The 6593-nt window shown below is 70.8% G+C and carries 5 protein-coding genes; 3 read left to right on the top strand and 2 right to left on the bottom strand.

Annotation, left to right across the window (positions count from 1 at the left end; translation table 11 throughout):
- Positions 1-8: 8 nt before the first annotated feature.
- Positions 9-1250 carry a cytochrome P450 gene (locus CLV40_RS26385; protein ID WP_104481673.1) on the bottom strand — a complete coding sequence of 414 codons (1242 nt, stop codon included), beginning with the start codon at positions 1248-1250 and terminating at the stop codon, positions 9-11.
- Between the two features lie 213 nt (positions 1251-1463).
- On the opposite strand from CLV40_RS26385, the gene CLV40_RS26390 reads away from it, so the two are divergent.
- Together CLV40_RS26390 and CLV40_RS26395 are read left to right on the top strand one after the other, a co-directional pair.
- Positions 1464-2729 carry a cytochrome P450 gene (locus CLV40_RS26390; protein WP_104481674.1) on the top strand — a complete coding sequence of 422 codons (1266 nt, stop codon included), beginning with the start codon at positions 1464-1466 and terminating at the stop codon, positions 2727-2729.
- The gene (locus CLV40_RS26395; RefSeq protein ID WP_104481675.1) at positions 2726-3937 is read left to right on the top strand and encodes a cytochrome P450; all 1212 of its coding nucleotides are present in this window, start codon (positions 2726-2728) and stop codon (positions 3935-3937) included. Before CLV40_RS26390 ends, CLV40_RS26395 begins: the two co-directional genes overlap by 4 nt.
- An 82-nt stretch (positions 3938-4019) precedes the next feature.
- Here the strand turns inward: CLV40_RS26395 and CLV40_RS26400 are convergent, their stop codons facing one another.
- Positions 4020-5066 (bottom strand): TetR/AcrR family transcriptional regulator, encoded by a 1047-nt coding sequence (locus tag CLV40_RS26400; RefSeq protein WP_104481676.1) that lies wholly within the window; start codon positions 5064-5066, stop codon positions 4020-4022.
- Positions 5067-5147: 81 nt separating this feature from the next.
- Between CLV40_RS26400 and CLV40_RS26405 the strand changes: the two genes are divergently transcribed.
- Positions 5148-6269, top strand: a complete 1122-nt coding sequence (locus tag CLV40_RS26405) for a cytochrome P450 (protein ID WP_104481677.1) — start codon at positions 5148-5150, stop codon at positions 6267-6269.
- The last annotated feature ends 324 nt before the right edge of the window (positions 6270-6593 follow it).

A 6593-nucleotide genomic window follows, 5' to 3' on the forward strand; every position in this document is an offset into this window, starting at 1 on the left:
CCCCTCCTCTAGGCGGTGAAGCGGGTCGGCAGCGCGGCGAGGCCGCGCACGACCAGGTTCGGCTTGTACGGCGGGGTGTCGGTGAGCGGCTCCAGATCGGACACCTTGCGCAACAGCACTTCCAGCAGGACCCGCATCTCCAGCTGGGCCAGCGGGGCGCCGAGGCAGTAGTGGATGCCGAGGCTGAACGCGAGGTGCCGGGCGGGTGCCGGGGTCCGGTCGTGGTAGCGGGTGACGTCGAGGCGGTCCGGGTCGTCGAACACCGCCTCGTCGCGGTTGCCCGAGTTGATGAGCACGACCACGCCGTCGCCGGGGGCGAACTCGTCGCCCGCCAAGGTCATCGGGCGCGTGGCCGCGCGGGTGGTCAGCTGGACGGGCGGTTCGTAGCGGAGCAGTTCGTCCACCGCGGACGGTATCAGCTCGGGGCGGGCGCGCAGCAGTGCCAGCTGGTCGGGGTTGCGCATCAGGGCGAGCAGTCCGCTGCCGACCAGGTTGACCGTGGTCTCGTGGCCCGCGACGACCGTGGTCAGGCAGGTGCTGAGCAGTTCCAGCTCGGTGAGGACGTCGCCGCGGTCCTCCACCTGGGACAGCGCGGTGAGCAGGTCGTCGCGCGGGTCGGACTTGCGCTCGTCGACGAGCCCGCGCAGGTAGGCCATGAAGTCCCGGGCGGCGGCGCTGCGCGCGGCGTGCGCCTCGGGGGTCATCAGCGGGTCGGGGTCGAAACCGCGGGCCAAGTCCTGGGCCCACCGCTGGACGTCGGGGTGCGCCTGGGCGGGGATGCCCATCAGCTCGCAGACGACGGTCAGCGGGAGCGGGTAGGCGATCTCCTGGACCAGGTCGAAGTCCCCCGCTGCCAGCGCGTTGTCCACAAGGGACTCGGCAAGAGCCTCGATCCGCGGGCGCAGCCTGGTCACCATGCGCGGCACGAAAGCCTTGGACACCAAGGTGCGCAGCCGCGTGTGGTCCGGCGGATCCATCCACAGGAAGGACGTGGGCATCTCGCGCGTGGCGTCCTCGTCGGGCACGCTCGGGTGCAGCTGCGCGGCCTCGGCGGCGTGGCTCCACGCGGAGTTCTGCAGCACGGCGGCGCAATCCGCGTGCCGGGTCAGCAACCGCAGGCCCAGCGGGGTCCGGTGCACGGGACCGAGCGCGCGCAGTTCGGCGGCGGGCGCGTAGGGATCGGCGCGGTTGGCCGGGTCGAGCAGTCTGCCGAAGGCTTCCGCCTGGGACGTCGAGGCCGGTGGGATCACGCCGTGAGCGAATCAGCGGTCTGTGGCATCGGCGTGAATCGCACGTGAATGGGCGCCGTCCACACCCGCTCGATAAGGCCTGCCAATAGCGTCATCGCCCCGGGCGATCACGAATCGGCTATCGCGCGATTGGCGCTGGTCGGGGACCGTTGACCCGGTCGGCCGGGGGCACCGAGCATTCCGCCAGGGACGTCGACGAACTGGAGCCGTTCGGTGCAGGAAGACCACGCAGCAGATCCCTCCGCCCTCACCCCCGTGCAACTGGCCGTCTTGCAGTCCGTCGCCCCGGACTGGCGGCACGACCCGTACCGCAGCTACGCGGTGCTGCGCGAGGCGGGCCCGTTCATCCCCGGGCCGCTGGGCACGCGGTTGGTGCCCGGGTACCACGAGGCCAACCTGATCATGCAGAACCCGGATTGGAGCCACGCGGAAGAGTCCGAGTTGCTGCACCCCGACAGCGATGTGGAGCTGCCCGGGTCGTTCCTGTGGATGGAGCCGCCGGACCACACCCGGTTGCGCGGGCTGGTCAGCAAGGCGTTCACCATGCGCACCATCGAGGGGCTGCGCGGCCGGACCGAGCAGGTCGTCGCGGACCTGTTCGACAAGCTGCTGGCCGAGGGCGGCGACCACCCGGTGGACATCCTGGAGGCGCTGGCCTACCCGCTGCCGCTGACCATGGTGTGCGAACTGCTCGGTGTGCCCGCCGAGGCGCACGACGAGGTCCGGCAGATGTCGGCGGGGATCGCCCGCGGTCTGGACCCGGACGTGCTGCTGTCGCCCGCGGAACTCGCGGCGCGAACCGCCGCGGTGCACCGGTTCCGTGACTTCTTCGGCGACCTGATCGCCCAGCGGCGCAAGGCCCCGCAGGACGACCTGATCACGCGGCTGGTGCGGGCGGAGGCCGACGGGGCCACGATGAGCCCGACGGAGTTGCTCGGCACGCTGCTGATCCTGGTGGTGGCCGGGCACGAGACGACGGTCAACCTGATCGGCAACGGCGTGCTGGCGCTGATCCGCGACCCCGACCAGTTCGCGCTGCTGAAGTCCAACCCGGACCTGGCGGTCGCGGCGGCGGACGAGGTCCTGCGCTACGACGCGCCCGTGCACCTGACGACCCGCACGGCGCGCACGGAGATCACGGTCTCCGACCAGGTGTTCGCGCCCGGCGAGGCGGTCATCGTCCTCTTCGGATCCGCCAACCGCGACCCGAGGGCCTTCCCGGAGCCGGACCGCTTCGACATCACCCGCTACGCGGCGGGCAACCGCGCCAACCGGCACCTGTCGTTCGGCCTGGGGCTGCACTACTGCATCGGCGCCCCGCTGGCCCGACTGGAGATGGAGATGGCGTTGCGCGCCATCGCGACCCGGGTCGCCGCCTTCGACCTGCCCCACGACCCGCCGCCGTACCGGCCGAACCTGGTGGTGCGCGGTATGTCGGAACTGCTCGTCCGCGTCACCCCCGAGGAGCCCACGCGATGACCGCGCTCTCCGTCCCCGCCTTCTGGGTCGAGGACAACAGCGACCCGTACCCGAGCTACGACCGCCTGCGCGCCGAGGGCGCCCTGCTCCCGCACCTGCTCGACGACGTGCCGGTCACCCTGGTCACCCGGTACGACGAGTGCGCGGCCGTGCTGACCGGTGCCGACTGGGGCCACGGCTACTCGGCGGGGATCAGCCCCTTCCGCGACACCGTGGCGGCCATCCCCGGCTCGTTCGTGCGCATGGACCCGCCGGAGCACGGGCGGCTGCGCGGGTTGGTGAACAAGGCTTTCACGCCCCGCACCGTGTCGGAGATGGTACCCCTGGCGCAGAGCGTCGTCGACGAGCTGGTCGACGCGGCCATGGAGACCGGCGAGCTCGACGTCCTCAATGGACTCGCCGTCCCCCTCGCCGTGGCGATGATCCCGGGCCGACTGCTCGGCGCGCCCGTGTCGGACGGTCCCCTGTTCCGGTCCTGGCAGCTGGCCATCGCCCGGGGCAGCGACCCGGACCACCTGCTGTCCGCATCGGACATCGAGACCCGGGGGCTCGCGGCCCGGGAGGCGCTGGGGTACTTCCACCAGCTCATCGAGCAGAAGCGCGCCAACCCGACCGACGACCTGCTGAGCGAGCTGATCGCGGTGGAGGAGTCGGGGGACCAGCTCAGCTCGCAGGAGATCCTCGGTCTCTGCGTGCTGCTCCTCGTGGCGGGCATGGAGACGTCGATCAACCTGATCGGCAACGGCATGCTGGCGCTGCTGCGCAACCCCGCCCAGCTCGCGCTGCTGCGTGCGCGCCCGGAGCTGATGGCGTCGGCGATCGACGAGATGCTCCGCTACGACGCGCCGACGCAGTTCACCATCCGGGTCGCGCTCACCGACACGGTCGTCGGCGACCGCCAGTTCCGGCGGGGGGACGGCGTGGTCGTCCTGACGGCCTCCGCCAGCCGCGACGACCTGGTCTTCGACAACGCCGCCGAACTGGACATCACCCGCTACTACGGCAAGCACCCGGCCCGCCGCCACCTGGGCTTCAGCCTGGGCCTGCACTACTGCGTCGGCGCGCCGCTGGCGCGGATCGAGGCGGAGGCCGCGTTCCGCACGCTGCTGGACCGGGCCCCCGACCTCACCCTGGCCACGGAAACCGTGGAGTACCAGCCGAGCCTGATCCACCGGGGCATCCTGTCCCTGCCCGTCCGCCTGTCCTGACCCTCCCCCTGTCCCAGAGGCGACCCGGCGCCTCTGGGACCCCTTGGGGGCAACGGATTCACGCGGCGCCCGGCGCCTCAAGCTACGCGGTCACCCAGGTTTTCCGGGCGCTCACCGCGTGGCAGGCGCCGGGGCCTTCTGCTTTGGCGGTGATTCGGCCGTTTTCCACGCGGACCGCCAGTTCCGTGGCGTCGCTGGTGGCGGTGAGGCCTACGGCCGGGGCGATCGTCGGGTCGCAGGTGACCTTGAGGGTGGGCCACGACTCCCGGGGGAATGCCTGGCGCACGCACGTCGTGGTCTCCGCGATCACCATGTGGGCCAAGGGAAGTAGCTCATCCGGCTGGTTGGTGACCAGTACGGCGGTCACCGGCAGCCCGGCCCGGGCGGACTCCTCGATCACCGGCGCCCGGTGCAACCCCAGCACCGCGACAACCCCGTCCTCCACCACCACCGAGGACCCACTCACCAGATCCGCCACCGCACGCGGTGCCCACGGCAGGTCCACCTCATCGACCCGCGCCGGTTCTTGCGGCGGGGCCCACCAGTCGTCGAGACTCAGGGTTGCCAGGTTTTCGCAGGCGCCTATTGCGTCGAATGGTTCGACGAAGCCCGGGGCCGTGGTGGCCAGTCGGGTGGCGCCGTGCAAGGTGGTCAGCACTGCCTCCGCCTGGCGGACTCGTCGCGGGTCGGGGGCGCCCGGGGGTTTTTCCGGTGGGGCCAGGCGTTCCATGGCCAGGCCGAGGAGTAGGGCGTTCAGGCCCAGCAGCGCGCGGTACGCCAGGCGCAGGGCGGGGTCGGCGGTGATCTCCGCGTCGAGGTGGGCCGCGATCCCCGTCTCGTCCAGCCGCCCGAGTCGGCCCGCGGCGAAGGCGCCTAGGGCGGTTGCGAGGTCGGTGCCCGGTTGGGCGAAGGGGCGGGTCGTTTCCGCCATGCCCGCGAGGACGGCGAAGTACAGGGCGCGCTTGCCCGGGAAGTTCGAGTACACCCCGCCCCTGGTCAGGCCGGCGCGCTCGGCGATCGCGTCGATCTTCGCGTCGCGGAAGCCGCGTTCGGCGAACTCGGCGTGGGCGGCCTCGATGACCCGGGCGCGGTTGCGCTCCTGGGTCTGCGCCCTGGTCAGGCGGGTCATGGCACCTCCGGTCTTGACGGACAGGATACTGTCGGTATCCAGATGATATGAACATCTGAATTGAACATCTGGAGCCCGAGCATGCTGCCCGAGATCGACCTGTCCGACCCCGCCGTCCTGCACGACCCGTTCACCGTCTACGGCCGGGCCCGCGAGCAGTCCCCCGTCGTCCGCCTGGCGATCCCCGGGATGTCCGACCTGCTGGCGGTGACCAGGCACGCCCCGGCCCGCGCGGTCCTCGCCGACCCGCGGTTCGAGCTGAACGAACGGAGCTTCCTGCGCCCGCCCGGCATCCCCGACTCGTGCCTGCGGTACCTGCGGACCATGGGCGAGATGAACGGAGCCGAGCACACCCGCCAGCGCCGGGTGACCGCCCCCGGCTTCTCCGTGCGCCAAGCCGACGCCCTGCGCGACCGCGTGCAGCGGATCGTCGACGGTTTCTTGGCCGACCTGTCCGACCCGGTCGACCTCGTCACCGATTTCGCCGCCCGTCTCCCGATGGAGGTCATCTGCGAACTCATGGGGGTCGACGAGGAAAGCCGCCCACGGTGGCGAGAATACGGGGCCGCGATTTCCGCAGGATACGGCCCCGCTTTCATCAACGCCATCCCGGAAATCATCGAGAGCGCCCGAGAACTCATTTCCCACAAGAAGGCCAACCCGGCCGACGACGTCCTCTCGTCGCTGATCGCGGGCGAATTGACCGACGACGAGCTCATCACCCTCGCCTGGCACCTCATCCTGGCCGGTCAGACCCCCGGCAACCTGATCTCCAACGCGATCGAGGTGCTGGCCGCGCACCCCGACCGGATCGGCCCCGGAATGGTCGAGGAGGTGCTGCGCTTCTGCGGCCCGCAACTGCTGACCGTCCCCCGGTTCGCCGTCGGGGACGTCGAGGTCGATGGCGTGGTGATCCCCGACGGCGCCGCCGTCACGATCGCGATCGGCGCGGCCAGCCGCGACCCGCGCTTCTTCGCCCGACCCGACGAGTTCGACCCCGCCCGGGGCGGCATCGGGCACCTCTCCTTCGCGCACGGACCCCACTTCTGCCTGGGCGCGTCCCTGGCGCGCGTGCAGACCGAAATCGCCCTGCTTTCCCTGTTCCGCGAATTCCCCGGCCTGAAAGTCGGCACCGGCGTCCGGGCGCCGGATGGCGGAACCTGGCGCTTGAGTTCGTTGCCCGCGGTAATCGGCGACCGATAGCGGGAAACAGCCGTTATCCCGGCCGTTCGAGCGAAGCGGCGGGGGTTGGGCGATAACGTCACCGGCGTCTCCGGCGAAACACCGGCGGACGGGCCGGAGGGGCAATGCCACTAACTTAAGCTAGGTGCGAGGATTCTGATGGTGGCCGGACCCTGATGTCGAACGCCTTGATGTTTGCCCTTTTTGGTGGGGTAGCGTTTATGGCGTCCACGTTTGGCCACACGGGGGCACGTTCGGTGCCTTCGGGCCGCGAGGTGTCTCTCGTTGATTTCCGCGCGGGTCTCCGATAACGCTCTCGCTTGGCGTTCAGGGGGAAAAATCCGC

Origin of the sequence: Actinokineospora auranticolor (genome assembly GCF_002934265.1) — a bacterium.
Taxonomy (GTDB): Bacteria; Actinomycetota; Actinomycetes; order Mycobacteriales; family Pseudonocardiaceae; genus Actinokineospora; species Actinokineospora auranticolor.